Genomic DNA, 25,076 nt, shown 5'->3' with positions numbered 1-25,076 from the left:
GGCGTATGGAGTTAAAGTTCGGCTCACATTTTTTGCTTTGAAAAAAACAGGAATCCTTGTCACGGAGCACAGAGTTTCGACCTTCGTAATCGGAGAGAGGGAATTCACAGTTACACAATAATTTCGATGTTCTGAGTTCGGAACGTCGTTGGAGTTAAGTACTGCGTCGTGAAATGACAATCGGAGGTTAGAACGCACAATATGGCCACATGCCCCAACTGCGACCACAATCCGTACGGTTTTACCAGCTCGTGGATGTGGATCTATCAGTGCAACGATTGCGGGAAGCACTCTTGCCACAACTGCGGAACCACGACGAGCGGTGGTGTCCGTTGCGCGCACTGCAATTCGAAAAACACTCGACAGGTTCACAAATGTCACGGGCATCCGAAAACGTGAGAGGGAGCAAGCCGATGTTGAGCCATTTCTTGCTTGCCGCGCTCATCGTCATTAGCAGTCTCGAGTTGTCGGGATGCCGCAGCCGCGAGCTACGGAACCGTAACCTCCCGACGAACGTAGTTGGGTCTACGCCGAACGCACAGATCTCGCCTAGAAGATTTCGCGTGACGAAGGTGATTGACGGGGATACGATCGACGTCCGTGATGAACACAACAATTTGTTTCGCGTTCGCCTCGCAGGTATTGATTCTCCGGAGAGAGGACAGCCTTACTCGAAAGTGGCAACGGAAGCACTCAGTGCGTTGGTGTGGAATCGTGAAGTTATGTTGGAAGGTGAAAAGATTGATCGTTTTCGCCGGCGCGTCGCAAAGGTTTTGACAGATCGTGATGTTTGTCTGGAAATGGTTCGGAAAGGATTGGCTTGGCATTTCAAGAAGTACGAAGAAGAACAATCCCCATCCGACCGCAAACTGTACGACGATGCTGAAACGAAGGCACGGACGGAGCGCACTGGCCTCTGGCAAAGTCAGGATCCAATGCCGCCATGGAGTATTCGGGAACAGCGGCGAAATGGTTATGGCCAGGATTGACGCAGAAATAGAAGAGAGTTATGAATAATCACGGTAATCTGTACAAAGTGCTAATAGGTCGAAAGTGGATCGTGGGTATGTTCACTTTTGGTTTTTTATCTTTTATAGGGGTTAGCTGTGACATCTACAAAACAAAACAAACCTGCTCCGTCCCGCCAACATTGCCGATAACCGATACCCTTCAGGCACCGACTCAGAATTTGACGGTCGACATCTTTTTCGACTCAACACTTTCGATGCAAGGTTTTATCACCGAAGGCTCATTAAGTTATTATCAGCAGACCATTTCCTTGCTTGAACGGCCGACAATCAATCACGGGGGCCACGTAAACTTCTATAAATTTGGATCTGAAATCAAACCATTAGCCGACAGAGCCTACCGTGATGCCGATAAGAAATCGTTCTATCTTGACAGCGAGATCAATAATAAAACGTTGATCGAAAACGTCTTGAAAACGGCTGACAATAACCATCTGATCGTCATCATAACGGACTTGTTTCAAGAGAAATCCGACATTGACTTGCTTAGCAAGATTATCAAGGATAAGTATATTGCGAACAACCTGGCTATCGGTGTTATGGGTATCAAAAGCCAGTTTCAGGGAACGGTTTTTGATGTCGGGACAAACAACTATTCATTTCCGTATCCAACCGAACGCGGAAAAACCGCCTTACGTCCTTTTTATTTGCTAGCTTTTGGTACCCATCCCGACATAGCGCAATACTTCAACGGGTTAAACAATGAAACTTCTGTTTTTCCCGATAAAAATAACGTCATTTTCTCCCGCTTGCTAACTGACAAATTGACACCGTTTTCAACCGTCGAGATTACCAAAAAAGACAATTTGAACACTTCGTCCGGTTCGATCATCAAGAACCCGCCCGTCGAAAACAACTTCAAGGAATTTAAGTTGCAGAGCAACGCCACGACGGCTCTTTTTGAAGCGAAAATACCGTTCAAGTCGTTACCTGAAAGCGCCGAATACACCCGGTTGCAACCCAAAGTTCAAGGCTGTTCATGTCAACAAGGAAGTCCCACCGCAACAAAAAGTTTACAGAATAACAATACTAACGCGGTTATGAATAACGAAACAAAGGAATCCAACATTTCAACCACATTGAGCCAAATCGGGGCACTTGAAATCAAGGCCGGCTTTAAGGAGTCTGAAGTCTTTGCGCCGAAGAAAACTATTGCGATTAAGTCCGAATCAGCCGGGGACGACAAAAAACCGAACGAGCCGAACGTGAATGCTGATTCAAAGAATCAAATCTATTTGTCCGTTACCGCCATAACGGACAAATTTGACAAGCAATTGTCAAATCATTGTTTCCAGATCACGTTACATCCCTCCGACTTTACGCTTCCCCGATGGATCAGCGACTGGAACCTGACCGGCGAACAGGTCGAGTTGTTTTATAAGAACAAGAATTTTGACGGTAGCCGAACTTATAACCTAGCTCCTTTCTTACAAACAATCCTGGAGTCAACTGTGCAGACACATAATCCCAAAGTAGCAGATTTTTATTGCTATTTTAAGACCAAATAATCTCCTATTTCGCGTCCCTGGAGGCTAACGATGATCCGAGTTCTTTTGAGTTGTTTGATTGCCATCATTTTGGCTGTTCCCGTTTTCTTTCTTCTAATTCCGTTTGAGTCATATTTCCTTGAAACTAGCTTTGACGTTCTCACCCAGATTGACCAGAGTCAATGGATCGCTCAATTCCGTGACGTTGGAATCTACTGTTTGTTAATAAGCCTGTTCTTTACATTTATCTGGCTAATCGCGGGTTATTTTCAGTACCGAATCACGAATTGGAGATCAGCGGGCGGCCGCACTCTGTGGTGGGTGCTGTTCGGGTTGCTGGTCTTTGTGGTTTTCATTTTTGGGTATTTTATGAATTTCGCAACTGATGATGCTGGCAACTATATCGCCGCGCTTTTTTACGGAATCAATGCTGTTTTCGTTTACTGGTTAGCTACTGTTCTACAATCGCCGGCAACCCTTAAATTTGCGCCGCCCGGCGCTAAACAACTTCGCAAAATCAGAGCCTTACGAACCCTGATTAGTTGATTTTTTCACAGGAGGGACTTCTTTTATGAGTTACTACGCAATCGGCATCGGTGGATCCGGTGCAAAATGCCTTGAAGCATTGATTCACCTTTCAGCCGCGGGGTTAATGCCCGATAAAGATAACCTTTATCTTCTTTTTGTCGACTCAGACCGCTCAAACGGCAATGGCACCCGTTCCGAACAACTCTTCAGAACATATCAGGAATGCCGGGCAAATTATGTCGGTGGCGAGGATCTGTTCAAAACCGCGATTCCCCGGCTCCAAAGCGCGGGCGATGCAAATACCCCAAACAGCTGGTCGCCGACCCGGATTGGCGAACGCCTTGATAATTTCATCGTTAAAGAAAATCTGGAAGAAAATTACAAATACTTCTTCGATATGATGTTCTCTCCGCAAGAAGCGGCGACGGTTCTCAATGAAGGCTTTCGAGGGCGCCCGTCCATCGGAGCCGCCGTGATGGCCAATGCTGTCAACCTTCACGAAACGGAACCATGGCAGTCCATGCGCCAGAGAATGCAAGCCGATGCCGGAATGGGACAAGTTTCTAAAGTCGTCGTCTTTGGATCGATCTTTGGAGGTACTGGTGCCGCGGGGTTTCCGACCATTTCCCGGCTCCTTTCCGACTGGGCGCAAAATGCTCGGGAAAATCCCCTCCAAATCGGGGGAGTTTTGCTAATGCCATATTTCTCTTTTGATAGCAATGCAATTCCCCAAAACGAGGTTCATGTTCAATCGCATGATTTCGTACTCAATACACAGGCCGCGCTGAGGTATTATCATCAGCAGAATTTTCACGAATTCATCAATGTCACCTATTTGCTTGGAGCTGATCAGCAACGGGAAATGCCCGTCACTTCACTAGGCAGCGCCACCCAGGAAAACCCCGCGCACTGGATTGAGCTTTGTGGGGCGCTCGCGGCAGTTGACTTTTTCGGAGCCGACAATGCCGCGAGCGCCACCTATCGTCTGCTTGGCTGCAATTCCGCAGACAACCTGCAATGGGAGGATCTGCCGCACGCCGAAGTTCAGGAAAAACTTCTCAAACTTGCGCGTTTCAGCTTTGCCTTTCTTTCAACCTATTACCCGATGCTCGAAAATATCGAATCAACGGGTAGCGGTTACCGAGCCCCTTGGTATGTGGATTTCTTTGAAAATCAGAATTTGAATCTCCGTGAGCGGCTAGGTTCGGAATTAACTTCCGTCAAGGAATACTGTGAGAAATTTCTACGTTGGCTGGCCAACATCGAGTTTAGTATCAACGGGCAGGATAATGAGAGCCACCAGTTAATTCCCTACACTTCGTTCGCTCATAATATTCTGAATCCGGCGACCAATACCAATGAGATCACTTTGCTCGGCCGGAATCGGGATAATGATACTTTTGAAGCAAATTTTCTGGAGAACGGTTTCGCGGAAATTCTTTTACCCAATATGTCACGGGATAACGCAGATCTGGCCAGTCTGTGGGAGCGCTTGTGTAGGGAACTGCCATCAAACCCCAGTATTGTTAACTCATGGCCCTTCATCAATGCTTTGTACCGTCAATGCGGTAGCCATTAATCGAAATGTTTCACTTTTGAAAAGGAGAGTTTTATGCCGAACCAACTTCCCCGCCTAACTGCCAACCACAATGTTCCGATTGCTAGACGCGGCAGATTTCTTGAAGTAACCGCCGACACCTTGCTGGCCATCAGCGACGGGTTGGAAACCCGACCGACAACCACCCATATCAACTCAATTCCGGACGTGTGGGCCCGGCTTCTTTTATTCGAAAACGCCCTTTTTGATGAAAATCATCGTCTTCATCCAGTTGTGATGGGCGAATGGCGCGGGATGCTGGCTTTGCTTGCCTTGCGGGAAATAAAACATTTGAACCTGTTAGCTTCTGTTCCTTTTAGTTTGGAAGGGGATCCGGCCGATCGAAACCTAATCTGGCATTCGTCCCTCCTCAAGTTAGTTCCCTCCACACAGATCTATGAGAATACAACCTGGCGAAATCTGTTTCTCTTTTTAGTCGATGGCCGACCCATCGGTGTTACTTCACCAACGACGCTAATCGCCACCGGAACCCATTATCCCGTTCTGACAATTCCGAGGGCACAGGTCATTTGGTATAACCAAACTCAGCTAACGGATCCTCTGCAGCATGAAATTTCACCCATTGACCGTGAAGGTCTGGCTTCGTGGCTCCACAATCTTTACACGAATTTGCAGCCTCAACCAACTCGAGATGGTGATCGGGGCAACAAACTACTCGGTTTAATTAGAAACTTCCGGGATGACCTCACTCAAAATCCGCTCCCCTTTATCCCATCTGAATTCGGATTTGGGATCAGCGGCGTAAAGGCCGGAGTTTTTACTTTACTCGACAAACCTACCAAGCCGCGGGAGATTCCGCCGACTCATTCCTGCGTTAGACTGTTGCCATCAAATGACCGGATCCCGGCCATACCGATGCTAATCGCCGATCCGGATATTGCCGAACAATGGCAGCTCAATCCACAAACTATTTTGATTCATCGAAACCTGACCTTGGGATCCATCCCATATGAGGGATTAGCACCGAACCAACATGACAGAATCGGCAATACCATTTTTGCGGACGCCGAGATTTGGCGGCCGCAGGATCTACTAACCGAAAAAATTTATTACCTTCAACAAAAGCGAGCTTTTCCAGGTGCAAGTCTTGAAAATTGGCCTGGAAATCCGCCTAATCTCAACGGCCGTGATATTTCAATAGTCCTGCCCCTCAATAAAGTTTTGCTTAACCATCTGAACCCTACGGATATTTTAACCAACCTGGTCTTCAGCCAAAATAACAACGGAGAAATAATCGTCAAGTTTACTGTCCGGCTTTCCGGGATCGACAATCATCCTCGAAACTATCAAATTGAAAAAATTTATAAACGAGATGACATGGAACCGATTGAGCAATCGCCGATTCTGGAGATTTTTCCAAATTTCACTTCCGAGATCTGGCAGGCTTACTATATCGCCTATTCAACCGACAATCTAAATGACACGTTTCAAATAGACCCGGTGTCGGCCGACTCTGACCCGGTCGATTTGAACATCTCCCATAATCAGGGCGGCTCACGCAAAATTTGGCGACTAGGCAAATTTCCGGAAGCGTTTGCATGTACAATGAGACAGCCGGGTAGTAATCAACTTGCCGAAATCGGAATGCTTCTGATTCCGACACCTGAGAAAGCTCCCGTTCCAAACCGCAATTTCACGGTCGGTGTTGACTTCGGCGCTTCCGGCACGATGATCTATTATTCCGACGGAAACCAGAAGATTCCCCTCAAGTTCTCAAACTTAAAGCTGCGAGTCACGGAAATTTCCGATACTCAGGAGGCTGAAATACTCAAGTTCTTTTTGCCCAAAGATGAAATAATCCCTTCATTTTTGACGATCTATCAGGATTTTAACAATTACGATGGGGAAGCCCAAACAATGTTACACGGGCATATTTATTACTTATTCGGTTTAGTACTGGATTTGTCGGATGACGACATCTATACCAATTTGAAATGGTCCGCAGCGGCGAATACTAATTACCGCGTTAAATCTTTTCTGGCGCAGGTTTGCCTACAGGCTTCCGCCGAATTAGCTGTGCTGGGCGCCGGGGCAATCACCTGGCGGTATTCTTTCCCAACCGCGTTCTCGCCCGCTCAGGCCACAAATTTTAACCAGACCTGGCAGCAGATCGTCAACACCAACAGCGAGTTAACTGGAATAAGGTCTGTCGGCCCGCCAACGGATCTCTCCGAGAGCATTGCATCGGCCGAGTGTTTTCGTAACGGCGGAGCATCCTTAAACGGTGATCCGGCTCCAACGGTGACAGGTGCTGTTTTTATCGACATCGGCGGTAGCACCTCAGATATTTCCATCTGGCAGGAAGATTCCTTGCGGCTGCAACTTTCCCTGCGTTACGCCGGACGCGACATATTTCTTAATTATTTGTGGGGTCATCTGGATGTTTTTGATGTGTTCAAAATCGATACGACTGACCTTAGGAATCTAAGGGAAAACCGGGAAAAGTTCTGGTCGCAAGCCGATTCTGTTTTGCGCAATAACAGCAACAGGATATTTCACGATCTGCCCGCTCATTTCGAAGATGATCGGCTTGAGCCCTTGAAACAATATCTGACGGTCGGAATGGCCGGATTATTTTATTATTTGGGTCTCAACATCAAGCACCTGATGAACCGGAACCGTTATGCACCGGATATGCCCCATATATATTTTGGTGGAAACGGCTCGCAGATGTTTCGCTGGCTCTGTAGCGGAGCCAGCATTACTAATTCACATCCGTTGGTTAAACTGTTCGAAAAAGTCTTTCAAGCGGCGGTCAGTTCCTCGTTAAGAGGTACTTTTAACCTCACGATGAGTGAAAGGTTAAAACATGAATCAGCCTACGGTCTGGTAAGTCCTCCCCAGCTTATTGTCCCGGATGAGGAAATTCTAATTATCAGCGGCGAAGATTTTGTACATGATGAAGCTCCGTATTCATGGGATCACGAGCTTGACCCGGAATTTCTGGATGGAACCTTCAGACCCCCGGCTAGCTTTGGAAACTTAACGGCCTTTGTCGAATCATTTAATGAATTCGCGCGCCCGAGTAGGGGTCTGGTTCAAACAATAGAATTAACTACTGAAGTTCTGGATTCGGTAAACCGTCGGGTGGACACTAGACTGGCCGACGCATCTGAACAAAAAGTCGTATTTATACTCGCATTACGCAGTTTGCTGGAAACCCTCGGCCGATCGGACAGTCAGATTCTGCCCGATACCAAGTGGTTAATACTCTATTCAATCATACTTGCCGTGGTGGGGTGCAGTTTGTTTATTGTGGGCCGTAAATATCCACTTAACAAACTGTTCAAACGAAAAATTTCAAGGAATATCACGGACGAGTTAACGAATGCTGCTAATTGGGTAAAAACGATAAATAACCACTTAGATAACATTGTTCCCAACCAAAGTTCGAACGCTCTTAGCTTAAATGAAGAGAGATCACTCCAAGAGGAGTTGAAGATTCTGAATAGCGAATTGCGCCAGATAAATTTGAAGGTTCAGAAAATCAAAGATCTTTATCGGCCTCAAATGACAAAACTTGATCAATCTCAAAAGACATTTGGTAAAACATCGCCCTCTAATGAAACGTCAATCTATATCGCTGAAACCGAACGGCCGATTTCTAATCAAGGTCCCTATGTCGGCTATACGGAAAGTCATCATAACCAAACGACAAGCTTTCTCGACCCTTCGGGTGAGGAATCACGTTACAAAACAATTGTCGTCCCCTATGACGATCCGCGCCGTGACTTTATCGATTTATACAATCTCTCGGTTGATGACCGGACAAAACGACAGGATTTTTGGGCCAAATACCAGAATACGCATCGCTTCGGAAATAAAAATGCTTATGCGCAAGCCCGTGGCGAAACTACGGAATTCGACTTTCGATCTAAAGACAGCGGTGAATTTCTGGCCGTCAAATTATCGAATGAGCCAAACCATTTGGTCGTTCCAATCTTCGGAACAACCATTTCGGAAACATCATTTAATGAAGGTGGTTTTGGAAGGGTTTACAATTGCCCGAATTATCAGAGCGGTCATTCTCATGCACTAAGCGAGATCATTCGACCGGCGGAATTCTCACAAAACGGAGATCAGTGGGTGCTTATCAACACCGGGGAATTATCCCTAAAAGTTTGATTTCGAGGTGCTCATAAATGGATTATATTACTTACCTTTTCCCAACGGAACTTTTTGGAAAGATCATCATTATTATCCAGTCCGGACTATTTGTTTTGTGGTTCGTTTTCGTTATTTTCAGAGCCATCAACCTGATTCGAACAAAAAGAGAAATAACCAACTGCAAAGACATAACTTCGCTGGTCAAAACCTTGGAAAGAGCCGGCAACCCAGCCGTTAATATGGCCAAAGCCAATTTTGATGATTTTAGAAAAGTTGCTTTATTACCTGACAAATCCCTTATTGTTTCACACTTGGAAACACTTTACCGCGCTGCATTCAATCGCAGTAATCTAGATGTTCAGTCCTTGATAAAAAATACCGAAGCGAGAATCACAAAATCCAATCAATCATATCGGTCAGTGATTTCACTCTTTATCGTTCTCGGTCTCCTTGGCACGCTGATGGGACTCGCCACCAGCCTATCAAAGCTCTCCATTAACCCATCGGGTCCCAACAACAGCGTTTTGTCTGAAAGTTACCGGCTTATGCTTGAACAACTGAGCGGGGCCTTTACGCCGAGTATTTTAGGAGTGTTACTGACCATTTTAGGGGTCGGTGTTTTTGCGGTTTTGCAAAGATACATCTATGGCGTCTGTCTGCTTCTGGAAAAAGAAACGGTCAGTAACTGGGCGATCAATTTGTTTCCGAGCACCCCGCAACAATTGACGAAGCAGCTCGAACGAAGCGAACAACAGTTGCAGGACAATCTGAAGGCCGCCCAAGATGTGGCCGCCTTTGCCCAAGAGATCCGGGATGATGCCGAAGGGTTGAAAAAAGATATAAACGAGACCCGGGTTAAATTCAAAGATCTCCGTGACGCATCAGAAAATCTGGTCAAATTTTCCGAGAATTTCAACAAAAGTATCAATAATTTACCGGCTTTTCAGAATGAACTGCGTGAGCTGAACAAACAGACTCTTAAAAATTCCGAACTGCTTCAAATAACCGTCGGACACTCATTACAGGTTATGCATAACGGCCTCAACACGGTTATGCAAAACATTGATGAAAAGCTGACCAATTTCTTAGTCCCGCTCCAGACCAATTTCAATAAATCACTGGAGGACAGTGAAGTATTTCTCGAAAGTAATAAAGAGTTCCTGGAAACCGTGCGCGCGCATTTCGCTGAACAAAACGAGTCGTTCAACACTCAGTATAATGAACAGAAAGAACAGCTTACGACATTACTAGGCAGTTTGAACCTCTATGAAGAAGCTTACGTCTCTTCCCGTCGTTCCATTGATGAAACTTTGGTTGAGACCCTGGCGGCCGTTAAGGAAGCCAATCAAAAACTGGGCAATCAAAACGAGGCGGTCATCCGCGGGTTGGCGGAAACCATCGGAACTCCATTGAAAGAAGAAATGACGAACGCCTTAGGCACCATTTCTACCGAATTGGGCAGAGTTTCAACCACGCTGACCCAGACCACCACACCGCTCGATCTCGCCGCCGAACGCATGAGCGCAATCACTGAAATGTTCGACACAAATATGGGAGCTTTGCTGGATCAGATAAGAACCGAATTTTCTGATCAGAACCAGCAGAATCATGATTACCTGGCCCAAATCCAATTACTGAACTCTGCTCTCGGAACGCTCAGCCAGGATCTGGGGTCGTTGCGGGAAAGCTTGAACAATATGGAAAAACCCGTCAAAGATTGGGCTAAGATAATCAACAACGTCCCGCCCAACCCGCGCCCCTCCAATCCAACCCAAAAAGGACAACCGCGACCGAAAGAAGATCGTCCCCCGGGAAATATCATACAGAGGCTGTTTTGGAGTTAAGTTATGGAAAACGATTCATCACTCGATTTTAATTTCTGGACGGCTTTTGCCGACCTCATGCTTTCTCTCTTGCTGGTGCTTTGTATGTTGTTGTTTGTCATCATTGCTGTCATCACGCTCGGAACCGTAAACCTTAAACAGGTTGAAACTAATCAGATGGTCATTGTTAAGTCGGTCGCCGAACGCTACAGGGCGGAGATCAAAGATTTACCGAATATCAAGGATGCGTACGGCATTCGATTACCCGAAGAACTTAGAAAATCCATTGACGAGGATCTTGGTTTTCGTGAAACGATCGGAAACGATATTGAAATTTACAATGATCTCGATAAACAACGAATCACTTTCAGTGAATGGATCTTGTTTGATTCCGGCAACTATGAGTTAAAGACCAAGGGTAAAGACGTACTCAAAGTTGTTGGAGATGTAATCAAGACCAAGCTTGACCGGATCAAACAGATCCAAATCGAAGGCCATGCCGATACCGACCTCCCGAAGAGTTCGAATAACACCCAATTGGCCGCAAACAGAGCCATTAGCGTTTTCTTCTTTTTCAAAGATATGGTCGGCATCAAGCCAGAGGAGACTTTAATGTCAGCCACCTCTTTCGGTGAATATAATTCAGTTCAGCGGGTCCGCAATCCCGATCCTTATAACAAGGAAAAACTGGATGCGGATAATAAAGACCTGACTTCAAAAAGCCGGAACCGGCGAATCGAAATCGTACTTTTTTACCGCCGTTAAGTGAACGCGCTATGGTGCTGAATATGATGGTCCCCAATTTCGGACAACTGAATAAGGTGTAAAATCGCTGTCGGCAAACTGGACAAAGTGTATGCCGAAACAGCGGAAATCATACAGCGCGGAGTTCAAGGCGCGGGTCGCGATCGCGGCCATCAAGGGACAGGAAACGATCAACGAGATCGCTTCGCGGTACGACGTTCATCCGAACCTCGTCAGCCTCTGGAAGAAGCAGGCACAGGAAGAGTTGCCGGGAGTTTTTACGGACCGGCGGGCGCGCGACGCGCGTGACGAGGAGGAACTTCGCAACTGGCTTTATCAGCAGATCGGTCAACTCAAAGTTGAACTGGACTCGATGAAAAAAAACTGGGTCACTCGAGGTGAGGTGGTGAGGCGCTTCGCGGAACCCGGACACCCGCTGATAAGCCCTTTCGTGTCTGGATAAATGGAATCACTGAAGACGAGGAACTCTGGGCAAGGACGGCCGGAGAGTTTGTCGAAACGATTGCCGATGTTTCACCGACGTTTTCAGAAACGGTCGTCGATCTGCTCCACATCTATGAAAAAGTCCGTCAACGAAGGCAACGAAACTCGGATTCATGGCGGTGGTTAGGAACGGTTACCAATTCAGCTTACAGTTTTTTCTGAACGAAGAGCTGAGTTCCATTAGTTGGGCTTTTTAGGAAAAACTCGTGAAATACGGTTGTTTCGAGGACGCGCCCCAAAGTTGCTGGTGTTGACATGAAATTATGGTAAACCACACTTGTACGCTTGCCCCAATTGCTACCGGATATTTTCAGTCGCCTGACTTATTCGTAAAGGGCGTGGTCGCTGATACCGGTCTTTTGGCAGAATCATTACTTTATTATGAAACTGTTTACGTTCATGTTGATAATCCGCCTCAGTTTGCGGGTCTAATAAGTCTACTTATTCAACAAGGACTGTCATATGATCAGTTAAATGCGCTTGTAGAGGAGGGAACACTTCGGTTCTGCAATAGTCTCTGGGTTGCGCCATTTATGGGTTACGGCAGAGATGACATGGTTTCCAGTCTCTGGGTTTTCCGAGAAGACTCAATGGATAAACCCGGCTACTTTTCAGACTAGTTTCTCGGTTTCGAGCAACTAAAGGATAGTTTCTCCGTCTTTGGTGCGTTTCAGAAGAAGCAATTCACTAGATTCTGTAAAGCCGCGGAGCGAACGGCTTTGTCCTTGACCAGCGAAGAAATCTCTGCTGGGATTGTCGATAATGCCTATGAAGATTTCTTGAGTTCGAAACGTAATGCCTTGATTGTCAAGAACCTTGTCACCGAAGCTTACAGAGCAAATAACGTAAAAAAGAATCCGGTTGTTAGAGTAAGCATTAGGGAGGTCACAAGGGATTTCGATCGAGTGGCTCGGAATCTTAACTCTTTTGTGATTGGGCGAAATCTCAACGACGACGAATACCGAATCTATGAGGTTGAGTATAACAGTGAGCTTATCAACAACCTGAGGATTTTGGACCGTACAAAAACACCATTAACAAAAGGACTTGCAACGTTGCCCTTATCGCAAACCGGTTTGTCCAACTTAATGATCCGCTGTGCAGAGACGGCGAACTGCGACCTGTTTCTTGCAAGTCCCATAAGTAAGATTGTCGGTGACAAACTTTATGAAATCGGTCAGCGAGAAAAAGAACAGCGGCAGATGCGAATCCCTGAGATAATTGAGGGTTTTGTGACAGAAGTTGAATTTCCAAGTCTCCGCGAACATGTCAATAACGGGCGAATTGAGCTCCACGAAGTCCTAGGAATACGGGCGAAAGCCACGCGGTTTCGTGAATGGCTACAATGCGAGGCTGACCGAGACCGCGACGCTCTGATTGCTTATCACAACGAGGTTGCGAAAGAAAGTGGTTTTACTCGACGCGCAAAATCGACGTTGCAGTTGTTTGGGGTCTTGGCCCAGGTCGGTGTTTCGATTGGTGCAGAGGCGTTTTTCAAAGACGCCGATACGTTAACAAAGGAAGTCGTAAAGAACCTTAGTGGCAAAGGGATCGAAACTTTATCGAAAAAAATTTCTGGTCAACTCTTTTCAAAATGGAAACCAATTTGCTTTGGGAATTGGTATCGTGAGGAAATCAAGAGATTATTAGATTCTCAAGAACACAACTAGTTCATTTTGGATACTGATTGAGAGTATACTCATCGACCAACCTTTAGATCATTTGAATGCTCGAGCGCTATGTTGGGAATCAGAATGCCATGAAAGTTCTAATCGTTTATGTTGGACAGGGAAGTCTTGAAAATTACGACCACGGCCTGCGACACGGCTTATGGGGCTTCAAACCGAGCCGAAGTCAAAATGCCGAACAAATTCAGATTGGAGACTATATCCTTTTTGGCCGAGGATTCGATGGCGGTTCTCCGCGTATTCCGGAGGACCAATGGCGATTGGGCGCAATCAGCGAACTCGCATGGGGTCGAGTAACAAGAGAATTGCAGTTGGAGACATTGCCGGAATGGCCCGACGAAGAACGTGATTCCCGTGTAATTTATCCGTATCGACTTCGTTTCGGGGACGTTCAACGCCTCAACGAGCCAACTCCTCTGTCCGGTCAAGGCAAATTGCCCTTGAGCTTGTCTGACGCCCTTCGGCGATCGGCGATTACTAACTCTGGCTATTTAGAAGAACTGACGTCTTGGCCTCTAGACGGAGAACATGAAGAGATGGATCGGAATATGGATCACGCGAATGAGGAGAGCGAAGATACGGAGCAACTCAGGATTAGCGACACCCTGATTGAAATTGAGAACTACATTTCGTCGCGCGGCTTTGTTTTTTCCGGACACGTTCTGCGAGCCTTTTATGCGTCACTGCGTTCCAAGCCGTTCGTCATCTTAGCCGGCAACTCGGGAACAGGAAAGTCCCGTCTCGTTCGGCTTTTTGCCGAGGCAAGCGGCGCGACGGTTGAGAATGGTCGCTTTACGATGATTCCGGTTCGGCCAGACTGGAACGACAGCTCCGAGCTTTTGGGTTACTTCGACCTAAATGGTGAATTCAATCCGGGACACCTGATTTCCACGATTTTGATGGCACACCATATGCCTGAGCGACCGTTTTTCGTGTGTCTGGACGAAATGAACCTCGCGAAGGTAGAGCATTATTTCTCGGATTTTTTGAGCATCGTAGAGTCAAGGCGGCGCAGCGGCGAAAAGATTGTGACCGACCCCATCCTCTCTCAGGCCCAACTGAATAAAATGAAGTTGGATGGCCTGCGCTCTGAGGCTGGGGCGGCCGCAAACAACCTGATCTCGTCGAATCAACCTGTTGGTTTGCCAGAAAATCTTTTTGTATTCGGAACTGTGAACATGGATGAAACGACCCAACCTTTTAGCAGAAAGGTCTTGGATCGTGCGCACACTCTTGAGTTTAACGACATCGACCTGATGCAAGGTCTTGATGAACAGATTGCTTTCGCCGATGTGCCGGCTCTCGATCTTCATCAGTCATTCTTCAGTCCCGAGTTCACGTGCTTGAACGACATATTGCCAAAACATCGGGAAAAGGCGAAGGAAGTCGCAAAGTTCGTTAACGATCTGAACACTGAACTCGCTGCCGCGGGCTTTGAGGTAGGCTATCGCGTTCGAGATGAGGCAATTAGTTTTGCTGTCTATGCAGCGGAGGCCGGACTTGCGGAAGCTTCAATAGGGGACGCAATCGTACTACAAAAAATCCTGCCGCGTATCCACGGCAGTTCACCCCGTGTTGGAAAATTGCTGTATTCCTTGCTCCAGAAACTGAAAGGCGATATCGAGGCACCACAGATCGAAGATCCAAACTTTGACCAACGGCTCGCCGAGTTACGCGGTGACGGCGACACTTCAATGGTCGTTCGGAAGATCGCGGGGATGCTACTCGTGTTCCGTGAGGAGAACTTCACGTCGTTTTGGCTTGTGTGATTATGAGTAACGAATCAGCGTTGCTTGAATTGAAGATTCCGGGAACAACGACATTCTCAATTTCCGGGCCGACACCAGCTACGCACCATTTGAGCAGCCCAACGCTCACGCGAACAAGTCTTGTCGCGCGTGGCAGCTCCGATCCATTCCAACTTCTTGTTCTCTCCGAAGAAGCAAGTTCTGGAGGTACGGCCACGACAAGTCCGTTTCTATTCGAGCAGACTTCGTATCTATTCAATCTTTCGGTTGAGACTGACGTCCAAATAAAACCGCGCTTGCTGTTGCATGGGCAGGACCTGCTTAAAGGTCGTCGAAAAATTGGCTCTCAAAATGTATATTCCGTGCCGGTGAATTTTCAATCGGAAGTCGGATTCACGGATGTCGAACTTTGGATCGGAAGCAAAAGATGCTTCGCTCTGAGGCTTGAGGTTTTTCCCACAAAACTTGATTACCGAACGGATCTCGTTGAACTTCGCGCAGACCTGCAAATGGAAGTGCGTTCGCTGGTTTTCGAGCTGTATGGACGAACCTTTCAGACCCTGCACCGGAAGCGTGGACAACGTCCGAGCGAGATCGAGTGGTTGACACTCCTTAATAGCGAATTTAAGAATTTGGTACACGCGTTGGACATCATATCGCGTTCGCCGTTGCAGAGGGTTGAAGTGACCCACGCTTTGGAGCGGTCAATGAGATCTGCACGTCCGAGTTCAGTAGTTCGAACATACCTACGCAAAAACGGTAGCAAGTGTGTTCAAGCCGCGAACGGCCATTTCAAAGTGCAAGGAGTTTCGTGGCTGTCACCCGAGATTCCGCGGATGCGAAAGACGCTCACGCCGAACACACCAGAAAACCGATTCGTTGCGTCTACCATCGGTCGCATTCGCAGTCGTTTGAGACGGCTTCAGAATCAACTTGTCGGAGTGTCGGGCGCGGAGCGTTTTGCGAAGTGGACCGAATTCTTGTCAGAGGCTGATAACAAGTTGCGCTTCTTTCAGACCCAGACATTCTTGCGTGAACTGCAACCGCAGCAACAATCACATATCGCTCCCACCCTTGCTTTGCACCTTTCTCCAGGGTATCGGGAATTCTTTTCGTCAGCGCTCGCGCTCGAATCGGTTCTTGAGGTTGGTGGCGGACCGCTCGAGTTACCAGAGAAAGATCTTGCCACGCTTTACGAATTGTGGTGTTTCGTTGCGCTTTCGAGCATTCTGCGCAACGAACTTGGACTCACCCCGCGCCCTCCCTCTTGGCTTCGGGTAACCCAAAAGCGGGTAGCATTAGAACTTGTCAAAGGTAAGACTTCCGTATTGAGTCTGGAGAGGGATGGCGAGGAGTGCGTTCGTGTCGTATACAATCGCAACGACAACACACCCACCGGAAGTGCCTGTCCTGACAACACCTTGGAGATCTTCAAGCAAGGTGACATCCGATCGTTCCGGTACGTCTTCGATGCTAAGTATAGACTGCACGACGACCCGGACTACGTGCGGATAAACAAAGCGCCGGGTCCGCCGGCAGACACGATTTATCGAATGCATGCATATAGGGATCAGATTGTGGCGGAGCAAAATACCCTTGGCCCGTCTCCATCTGCCGGGGCCACAGTGTGGGATATGGGACATCGCCAATGGGTTCAGCAGACCGTCGGGGCATTTGTACTTTATCCATATGCAGGAGCAGATGCGAACCAGAATCGCTTCTTCACATCGATAAGAAAGGTTGGAATTGGAGGTGTACCGTTCTTACCGTCAAGACGTGTTGAAGTCACGACGCTCTTGCGGAGCATAATTCAAATGTCGTCGGATTCGGTCGAGGATACATCGGTCGAGTTGAGCACGGCGGACGAGCGGTACCGAATTGAGTCTGCCCATGAATACGGGTTGATCGCAATTGTATCATCGCAGGAACAGTTGAATTACATTCGGGAAATGGGTATTTACCATAGCCCATATAACCGACACCGCAAATGGGGCCTTCGCCTGAGGGCCGACTTCATACTGTTCCTGCTAAGTCAATCAAAATTTCCAGGTCAAAGTGGCGTCGCGTTCGAAGCAAAAATCAAGTCCGTTCATTTTGGGGAGCGTAGGGAGATTGCGCCGCCCCCGCCGCCGTCATCGCGTGGCAGCGATGAGAATGACCGCTATATCTGGTTCTCACTTTCTACGCCACAGTCGTTGACGACCCCGTTGCGCTACACTGGCCAGCCGCCAAGGTTCGCGTTCACCACCAGATTGGCGCTGAATGAGGCGACGAACGTTCCCGAACTCCTGCTTTTGCGGGAACCCGAACGTCGCTTTTATCGCGAGTGCCGTCTGGCAAGCCTTGATGTTGGGGTATTTGATGAATCAAGCGGCGGAGAGCAGGTTTATGACATTGGTCAATTGCGTTTGCGATTTTCGATCAAGAGGTCCGAACGAGCGAATTTGAACGTCCGTTTTGATCCTTGGACAGCCTGCTTCATTGGCAACGATATTGAGTTTTCTTGGAGTGAATTGATGTTTCGTCCCAAAGACTGCATCGCTAAGCTGCTGCGTCAGTGAATTCTGTCCAGGTCCTTATTCTCGGAGATCCCGAAGCGATGGCCGCCGTTGGGCGGATCGAAGGATGGCGGTCGCTCGGCGACAACGTCATCGAGACGATCATCAACAAGAGCGAGAAGGTGAGAGAGTTGAAGAACAAGGCCAAGAACGGCGGTCTTTCGCCAAGCGAGAAGAAGGAACTCAGTGACGAAGAGAAGGAATACAAGTCGAAGCGCAAACTGGTTCAGGAAAAGCTGATCAAGTTTGCAAAGCGCATTCCGGCGTTTATGTATCTGACGGATTTTCGTGAAAACACGTTCCAGGACGTCATCACGAAGCTCGAACCGGACCTGTTCAGGATCGTCACCGGCCTGACGGTCCAGGATTTTCATGCGCTGGTGAGTTTGCGGGTCTTCAACACCGAGCAAATGAATCAGGTCGTCTTCGCATTTCGTCGGTATGAGGACGCTTCATTGAATTACACAGGAATCGAGAGCCACGCGGGGCTTACGCGTTATGGACTTTACGATACGGTGGTGGCGAGGGATTAGAAGCCACTCGCGAAAAAATTGGAGGTAAGTTGTGATCAAGAACGATTTGGAGATTATTGCGAGCAATCTGACCCAGGCATTTTATGCCGGACAAATTCGCCGTGAGGCTTTTCTTGGGGAGGACCGTCGGACGACGCTTTACACGCCGAATGAGGACAATCGCCTGCCGACGGTTTCGCCGCGTGAAGTATTCGCTGTCTATCAACGGATGCTGAAGATGCTCCGGGAAAAAAGGTAGGGCGGCGGCGCCGCGGCGCGAGTGGGTGACTCACGGCAAGGCCAAGCCTTGCCGCACATCCGGGCGGCGGAGCCGTACGCGGCTGTTATGATGATGCAGGCAGCGCTGGTCTGCGGGGAGGTTGCGGAACAGCGTTCACAACTGTGGTGAACCAGGCACTATGAACGAACAAATCAACTTCATAAACGAACTCGCGACGCGTTTCGAATTCCTGTCAAACAATGCCGAGGCGCTTTATTCGGCACTCAACGAACTCCCCGATGCGACGATCCGGGAGATCGTCGACGAGTACAACCGTGAACTTTTTAGGCCCGTAACGCTTCTCCGTGCGGAAATCGCACGTCAGCGTCTACACGGTTCAGAGATCTCACTTCCGTTGGTCGAAGAAATCAAGTCGAAGATCCGCGAAAAAGATGCCAACTACTTTTCGCATCTCCCTGTGGAATTCCTCGTGCAGCTGAACGAGTACTCTTACGGACCGCGCGATGTCTTTGCGAATTGGCAGAGAGAATGGACTTTATTTCACACGTTCTTCTATCGAGCGAAGGTTAAAGAGACGACGCAGCTATATCTTGACCAGATCGCCAATGCGCTCCTCAAAGATCTTGAGCTTGCTGATTACAAATCCCATTACGTCGATTTTTACGGCGCAAACAACTTCGGAGCGACCTATTGTTGGCTATCTCTTTATCCGGGCAACAAGCTTTCGCATCAGGATGCAAGGCAGCTGCACGTCAGGTTTTCGGGGAAGACTGAAGCCGGACGCACGGATGGTGCTCGACTAAAGAACCAAGAGCGGTTGATGAGAGCCGTCAGCGATTACGCGGATCTGCTTTTAGAACTTCGCCAACGCCGCCTTGAGGTCATAGACTTCAACCAAAAAACACGGAGTTTTTACAAATACGACCCCAAGACAGCGGGTTACACAATTAATGACATCAACGAATACATCGGGCGAGCCGATTGGGAAGAAACTCCAATCGGGGACCTTTCGGTGATCGAATCGCTCCCGGAACTAAACGAACGACTCGGTTATCCCCGCGATCATAACTCGTACCAAGCGAGTTGGAATGCATGGCTGCTCGCAACTGCGAACGTCGGCGACATTGTGTTCATCGGCGAGGGATTCAACAAATGTCACGGCATTTGCGTGATTGAAGGTGAATACGAGTTTCATCCCGGTGGAAAGATGGACAGCCGCCGTCGAGTCCGGTGGCTAACGCGGAACTCATACCATTACAAGCCTTTGTCATATGCGGATTATCGTGTTCTTTTTCGGCCGGATTACTTCACGCCGACGAAGGTCGGTCCGTTTCTTTTGAGCGAATACGCCCGAAACTACCCCGAGTTGAAGCCGGTCTTTGACGATCTTGGTTTGGAGTACAAAGATCCGATAGTTGTCGATCCACCGATTGTCGATGTGACGGAGCCGACGAACTTCTGGTGGCTCAATGCGAATCCGAACATCTGGAAGATCAGTACGTTTTCGCAGGGTCAGACCCAGACATACACTTCGCGAAACGAGAAGGGAAACAAGCGAAGGGTCTACAAGTATTTCGAGGCCGTGCAGCCGGGTGATCTGGTCATCGGTTATGAATCGAGTCCGAGCAAGCAGATTCAGGCGATATTCGAGGTCACACGTGGATTGCACACTACGACCGAGGGCGAGGTCATCGAAATCGTGCTGCAGGAAAAGCTCGATGTTCCGGTCTTTTGGAGCGAGCTCCAAAGCAACGTCGGATTAAAGGACTGCGAGGTGCTCAACAACAATCAGGGAAGTTTGTTCAAACTCACGCCCGAAGAGTTCGACATCATTCGCGAACTGATCGACGAGAAGAACATTCCGCGCGAAGTTGAGGAGGTCAGGCCGTATTCCTTTGAAACGGACGCCGACAAGCCCTTCATTTCGCCGCTTGATTTCAGGAAGGCGGCGGAAATACTGAGGCGGAAAAAGAACATCATTCTGCAGGGCGCGCCCGGCGTCGGGAAGACGTTTATAGCGCGCAAGATCGCCTATGAATTGATGGGGCAGAAAAACGATGCGCAGATCGAGATGGTCCAGTTTCACCAGTCCTACAGTTACGAAGACTTCATTCAGGGACTGCGCCCGTCTAAATCCGGTTTCGAACTTCGCAACGGCGTTTTTTACACGTTTTGCCAGCAGGCGTCGCTGCATCCGGACCGGAAATTCTTCCTCATTATCGACGAGATCAACCGCGGCAATCTCTCTAAAATCTTCGGCGAACTGATGATGCTGATCGAATCCGACAAACGGAGCGAGAAGTTCGCGGTGAAGATGACTTACGCGGAAGACGAGGCCGATCGGTTTTGGGTTCCGCCGAATCTTTACATCATCGGGACGATGAACACCGCCGACCGGAGCCTCGCGATCGTCGATTACGCGCTGCGCCGGAGGTTCGCGTTTATACCGCTTCGGCCAGAGTTCAACGAGCGTTTTCGGTCGCATCTCGGCTCTTTTGGTTTCGCGGACAGTTTTGTCAACGCGCTTTGCACCGCGATCGACCGTGTCAACCAGACGATCGCTTCCGACATCAATCTCGGCGAAGGATTTCAGATCGGGCACAGTTACTTTTGCACGAATCCGGACGGAAAGGATCACGCCGAATGGCTCAATGAGATCGTCGAATTCGAGATCAGGCCGCTGTTCGAGGAGATCTGGTTCGACGATCCCGAAACCGTCAGACGAATGGTCGGACATTTCAATTTCTGATGGCGATACCGATCGAGAACATCTATTACCTGCTCTGTTACGCTTGGAACAAACTCGACGAGCGTGATCGGGTTAAGGTCTCGACGGAAGATTGCTCGACGCTGCTCGATTTGTTTGCGAAGGTTTTGATCAATTCGACCCGGATCTTGCTCAAGCGCGGAATAGACCGGAATTATGTTCCGATCACGACGGAGTTCGCGGGCGTCAAGGGAAAGCTGGAACTGAGCGCGACGTTGAAAACGGACCTGCTTTTGCGCCAACGTACGATCTGCAGTTTCGACGAATTTTCGTCGAACATTATGACGAACCGGATTCTGCTCTCGACGCTGCGCGACCTTCTGCGGACGCGCGGGCTCGATGCAGGGTTCAAAAAGGACATCAAGGATCTTGTCTGGCGGTTCGGCGATGTTGAGCCTTTGGAATTGACGCGGGCGCATTTTGCGGCGGTCAAGCTGCATCGAAACAACAAATTCTATGATTTCGTCCTGCGCGTCTGCCGGATCGTGTTCGAGAACCGGTTGTTGTCGGAACGCACCGGCGAGTTTGAGTTTCAGGATTTCGTCCGCGACGAACGGAAGATGAGCGGGTTGTTCGAGGAGTTTGTGCGGCGGTTTTACGAGATCGAGCAAGACGAGTTTCGCGTCGGACGCGAGGACATTTACTGGCAACTTCAAGGACCCGACCGGGCGCTGCTGCCGAAGATGCAAACGGACGTTACGCTCCGCAGCGCGCGGGAAAAGATCATCATCGAGACGAAGTTTTATGCCGATCCGCTGAAGGGAAGTTACGACTCCGAAAAGCTGCCGGCGGCGAATCTCTATCAGCTTTTCAGTTATCTGCTGAACCAGCGAGTTGATGAACGGTCGATGCGGACGACCGGGATTCTGCTCTACGCGCGAACGGACCGCGACATCGATCTCGATTATGAATACGAGGGCCATCGGTTTCTGGTGCGGACGGTGAATCTCGCAGCGGGCTGGAAAGAGATCGAGGAGAGGTTGCGGGCGATAGTGGGCACGGGGTGAGGTAACGGGAATCGTTCGGCGCGAATGGGGAGTGGGCGATGGTGGCAGCGCGACGACCGCGCTGCTGTCGGGCACGCTTTCTGGCGCGGGTCGTCCGGATCTTTTCGGAGCAGCTTCCCGCGGCTTGAGAGTCGCACGATAAAGGGCTTATTGAAAAGACTCTGAGGGTGGTTGAGATTTGGAACCACCTGCGTTCGATCTTCCGAGCACGCGGGATCGCAACGGGGTATTCGACCGCGCTGCGGTCGGGCACGCTTACTTCGTGCGCGTTTCTGCAATGCCGGTCGGGCACGCTTACTTCGTGCGCGTTTCTGCAATGCGGTCGGGCACGCTTACTTCGTGCGCGTTTCTGCATTGCGAGTCGGGCACGCTTACTTCGTGCGCGTTTCTGCATTGCGACGGTCGGGCACGCTTACTTCGTGCGCGTTTCTGCATTGCGAGTCCGGCACGCTTACTTCGTGCGCGTTTCTGCAATGCTGCATAGAACCAACAGTTGCACGAGGTGCGCGACCGGCCTCTGGCGGGTTGCTTCTGGCGCTTGCGAAGAACCTTGGCCGGATCGGTGATCTACTCAGCGGCGCAGCCGCTTGGATAAGATCGGGGCTCGGCGGCGATGCCGAGCATCGCCGCACATCCGGGCGCCGGAGACGCAGTCGATTTTGGATTTTGGATTTTGGATTTGAACGAGAGCGGCCTTCAAACGCTCAAACAGAATGATCGCATGGTGAGATCGTCCGCGAAATGCGCGAAAGGGCGCGAAAGACGGAGAGTGTTTCGCGGTGCTTCGCGCATGTTGCGGTTAAAGTTCTCTCGAACTTCCGGGCACGCGGGATCGAAGCGGGGCCTTCGACCGCGCTGCGGTCGGGCACGCTTACTTCGTGCGCGTTTCTGCATTTTGGGCACGCTTACTTCGTGCGGGGTTCTGAATTGCGAGGCGTCGTTTGGCGCGAACGGGGCCGTTTGTTGAAAATTCGAAGCGCGTCGACCACTCTGCGGCCGTACCCCCTTACTGCGTGCGGGGTTCTGCACTGTGGGGCGTCGTTTGGCGCGAGCGGGGGCGTTTGTTGAAAATTCGAAGCGCGCCGACCGCTATGCGGCCGTACCCCCTTACTGCGTGCGGGGTTCTGCATTTGAGTCTCCGGCCGTACCCCCTTACTGCGTGCGGGGTTCTGCATTGCAGGACCCTTTACGAGGGCTGGGAGTTCTGCGAAACTGTTTTTGACGGGCGGTTTTCCCGTTACGTCAGAATCGGTTCAAAAGGAGTCTAATTTGAAAAAATCACTGTTGATCTTCTTCTTTGCCGGCATCGCCGTTCTGGCGGCTCCGGGTATTGCTTCGGCTCAAAAAAAGCCGTCGCGCGTGATCGTCGGCACGATCTCCGAATATGAGTGCGGCGACAACTGCTATCTGACGATCATCGACCTCAAGGGCAAAAAGCACCACGCGTTGTGCGCCGCGGCGCTTTGCAGGCCTTGGAACGAGAATGCGGAGATGCCGTCGCGGTTCAAGGGACGGAAGGTCCGGGCGACCCTCGGCAGAGGCAACCGATACGATGGCTCCGGCGATCTTGTCGACCGATACCCGGCTTTCACGTCAATAAGATTCGTCACGCGATAGATTCGAAAGCGTCGGGATGATCGAGGGCCGGACCCTATTTCTCCGCCCACCTGGCCAAGACTACGCTTTGGAGCAAACTGTTCGTTTTGCCGTCGTTGTCATAGATCAGAAAAGCTCGCATTGTTTTTGAACTGCTGTCTGCATTCGGCAACACGCAGATGCCCTCCGCCTTGATGCCGTCCCCGAAGGTCCAGATCTTTTGCGGAGCAAACGTCGGCGATCCAAGCCCCGCGTCGGGCGCAAACCACAGCGCGTTGCCGTGGAAGTTGTTCGTCGCGTCTTCGGTCGATGTCAGTATCAGAAATCCTTTCCATTGCTGCGCATACTCTATCGACGAAAGCCGGAACGCAACGCCGTTGACCGACCCGCTGCTGAACGTGAAAAGCCTGCGCATATCGAGCTTTGCGCCGTCCGCCGGCAACGCCGTGATATCCGCCGTCATCACCCGGACCGGATCGCCCGGTTCGCGCATTCCGATCACCAATTCGCGTTTCGTAACCTTTCCGTTGGCGTCGACAAGGGTCTTTACGGCCAACCCTTCGGTCTTGATCTTTATGTTTGCAGGGTTGTTTATTTTCTCTTCTTTCACCAGAGATTCGGCAACGGACCATTCAAGAATGCGCGAATCGTCGATCCCAAGACCCGAAGGATTCTCATCGTTTTCGATTATGAAGAATCTGAAGACCCGCGAACGCGCCTTGAGTTTGGCGATATCGCTTTCCTCTTCTTTCTTCACGGTATGCCCGCCGATGACATAGAAAGCGCCCTCATCGTCCTTTGCCAGCCCTTCCCATTTCGGTTTGGGTTTGTCGATCCCCGCCAAAACGAGCTGATCGATCACGCGTCCTGTTTTGGCTTCGATCACGAGCAGTTTAGAGTTCTCGTCATCGGCGGCAAGCAGCAATTCGCCCGCATCATCTATTGACACCACGGCCGAGACTTCGATCTTGATGTCCGCGGCGCCGGTCGCCTGGGCCAGAAAAGGAACGGGCTTTTCGGCAGTTTCAACCTGTATCGTTTGCGCCGCAAGCGGAATGGCGAAACCGACCGTCAGCAGGGAAAGATAGACAAACGTTTTTAGCATAAGTTGTTTTTTCAT

General features: G+C 49.6%; 17 protein-coding genes and 1 pseudogene. 16 read left to right on the top strand and 2 right to left on the bottom strand.

Annotated elements, in window-relative coordinates:
• The first annotated feature begins 413 nt into the window (after nt 1–413).
• The 16 genes and pseudogenes from IPN69_00915 to IPN69_00840 all read left to right on the top strand — a co-directional run bounded on the left by IPN69_00915 (nt 414) and on the right by IPN69_00840 (nt 22,360).
• On the top strand, nt 414–989 hold the full coding sequence (locus tag IPN69_00915) for a thermonuclease family protein (GenBank protein MBK8809281.1): 576 nt from the start codon (nt 414–416) through the stop codon (nt 987–989).
• A 20-nt stretch (nt 990–1,009) separates the two neighbouring features.
• On the top strand, nt 1,010–2,536 hold the full coding sequence (locus IPN69_00910; GenBank protein ID MBK8809280.1) for a hypothetical protein: 1,527 nt from the start codon (nt 1,010–1,012) through the stop codon (nt 2,534–2,536).
• Nucleotides 2,537–2,566: 30 nt separating this feature from the next.
• Complete coding sequence (locus tag IPN69_00905; GenBank protein MBK8809279.1) at nt 2,567–3,061, top strand: hypothetical protein; 495 nt, start codon at nt 2,567–2,569, stop codon at nt 3,059–3,061.
• Between the two features lie 25 nt (nt 3,062–3,086).
• Nucleotides 3,087–4,622 carry a hypothetical protein gene (locus IPN69_00900; protein MBK8809278.1) on the top strand — a complete coding sequence of 512 codons (1,536 nt, stop codon included), beginning with the start codon at nt 3,087–3,089 and terminating at the stop codon, nt 4,620–4,622.
• Nucleotides 4,623–4,655: 33 nt separating this feature from the next.
• Nucleotides 4,656–8,786, top strand: coding sequence for a hypothetical protein (locus tag IPN69_00895; protein ID MBK8809277.1), 4,131 nt, complete (start codon nt 4,656–4,658; stop codon nt 8,784–8,786).
• Between the two features lie 17 nt (nt 8,787–8,803).
• Entirely contained in the window at nt 8,804–10,612 is a 1,809-nt protein-coding gene (locus IPN69_00890) for a MotA/TolQ/ExbB proton channel family protein (protein ID MBK8809276.1), read from the top strand.
• Nucleotides 10,613–10,615: 3 nt separating this feature from the next.
• Nucleotides 10,616–11,356 carry an OmpA family protein gene (locus IPN69_00885; protein MBK8809275.1) on the top strand — a complete coding sequence of 247 codons (741 nt, stop codon included), beginning with the start codon at nt 10,616–10,618 and terminating at the stop codon, nt 11,354–11,356.
• A gap of 91 nt (nt 11,357–11,447) precedes the next feature.
• Nucleotides 11,448–11,798 (top strand): transposase, encoded by a 351-nt coding sequence (locus tag IPN69_00880; GenBank protein ID MBK8809274.1) that lies wholly within the window; start codon nt 11,448–11,450, stop codon nt 11,796–11,798.
• A 304-nt stretch (nt 11,799–12,102) separates the two neighbouring features.
• The gene (locus tag IPN69_00875; protein ID MBK8809273.1) at nt 12,103–12,459 is read left to right on the top strand and encodes a hypothetical protein; all 357 of its coding nucleotides are present in this window, start codon (nt 12,103–12,105) and stop codon (nt 12,457–12,459) included.
• Between the two features lie 99 nt (nt 12,460–12,558).
• Nucleotides 12,559–13,509 carry a hypothetical protein gene (locus IPN69_00870; GenBank protein MBK8809272.1) on the top strand — a complete coding sequence of 317 codons (951 nt, stop codon included), beginning with the start codon at nt 12,559–12,561 and terminating at the stop codon, nt 13,507–13,509.
• A 56-nt stretch (nt 13,510–13,565) separates the two neighbouring features.
• Nucleotides 13,566–15,296, top strand: coding sequence for an AAA family ATPase (locus IPN69_00865; protein ID MBK8809271.1), 1,731 nt, complete (start codon nt 13,566–13,568; stop codon nt 15,294–15,296).
• 2 nt (nt 15,297–15,298) lie between these two features.
• The gene (locus IPN69_00860; GenBank protein ID MBK8809270.1) at nt 15,299–17,836 is read left to right on the top strand and encodes a DUF2357 domain-containing protein; all 2,538 of its coding nucleotides are present in this window, start codon (nt 15,299–15,301) and stop codon (nt 17,834–17,836) included.
• Nucleotides 17,837–17,853: 17 nt separating this feature from the next.
• Nucleotides 17,854–18,366: pseudogene (locus IPN69_00855) on the top strand (restriction endonuclease).
• Between the two features lie 31 nt (nt 18,367–18,397).
• Nucleotides 18,398–18,604: a hypothetical protein gene (locus IPN69_00850; protein MBK8809269.1), complete on the top strand. Its 207-nt coding sequence runs from the start codon at nt 18,398–18,400 to the stop codon at nt 18,602–18,604.
• Between the two features lie 1,756 nt (nt 18,605–20,360).
• A complete protein-coding gene (locus tag IPN69_00845; GenBank protein MBK8809268.1) occupies nt 20,361–21,335 on the top strand; it encodes an AAA family ATPase in 975 nt (324 codons plus the stop codon).
• Nucleotides 21,335–22,360, top strand: coding sequence for a restriction endonuclease (locus tag IPN69_00840; protein MBK8809267.1), 1,026 nt, complete (start codon nt 21,335–21,337; stop codon nt 22,358–22,360). Before IPN69_00845 ends, IPN69_00840 begins: the two co-directional genes overlap by 1 nt.
• 1,278 nt (nt 22,361–23,638) lie before the next feature.
• On the opposite strand, the gene IPN69_00835 is transcribed toward IPN69_00840, so the two are convergent.
• Nucleotides 23,639–23,926, bottom strand: a complete 288-nt coding sequence (locus IPN69_00835; protein ID MBK8809266.1) for a GNAT family N-acetyltransferase — start codon at nt 23,924–23,926, stop codon at nt 23,639–23,641.
• A gap of 85 nt (nt 23,927–24,011) precedes the next feature.
• Entirely contained in the window at nt 24,012–25,076 is a 1,065-nt protein-coding gene (locus tag IPN69_00830) for a hypothetical protein (protein MBK8809265.1), read from the bottom strand.

The sequence above is a fragment of the Acidobacteriota bacterium genome (genome assembly GCA_016715115.1).
Lineage (GTDB): Bacteria > Acidobacteriota > Blastocatellia > Pyrinomonadales > Pyrinomonadaceae > JAFDVJ01.
The sequence above is the reverse complement of the archived record's forward strand: the minus strand, read 5'-3'. Positions and strand labels throughout refer to the sequence as shown.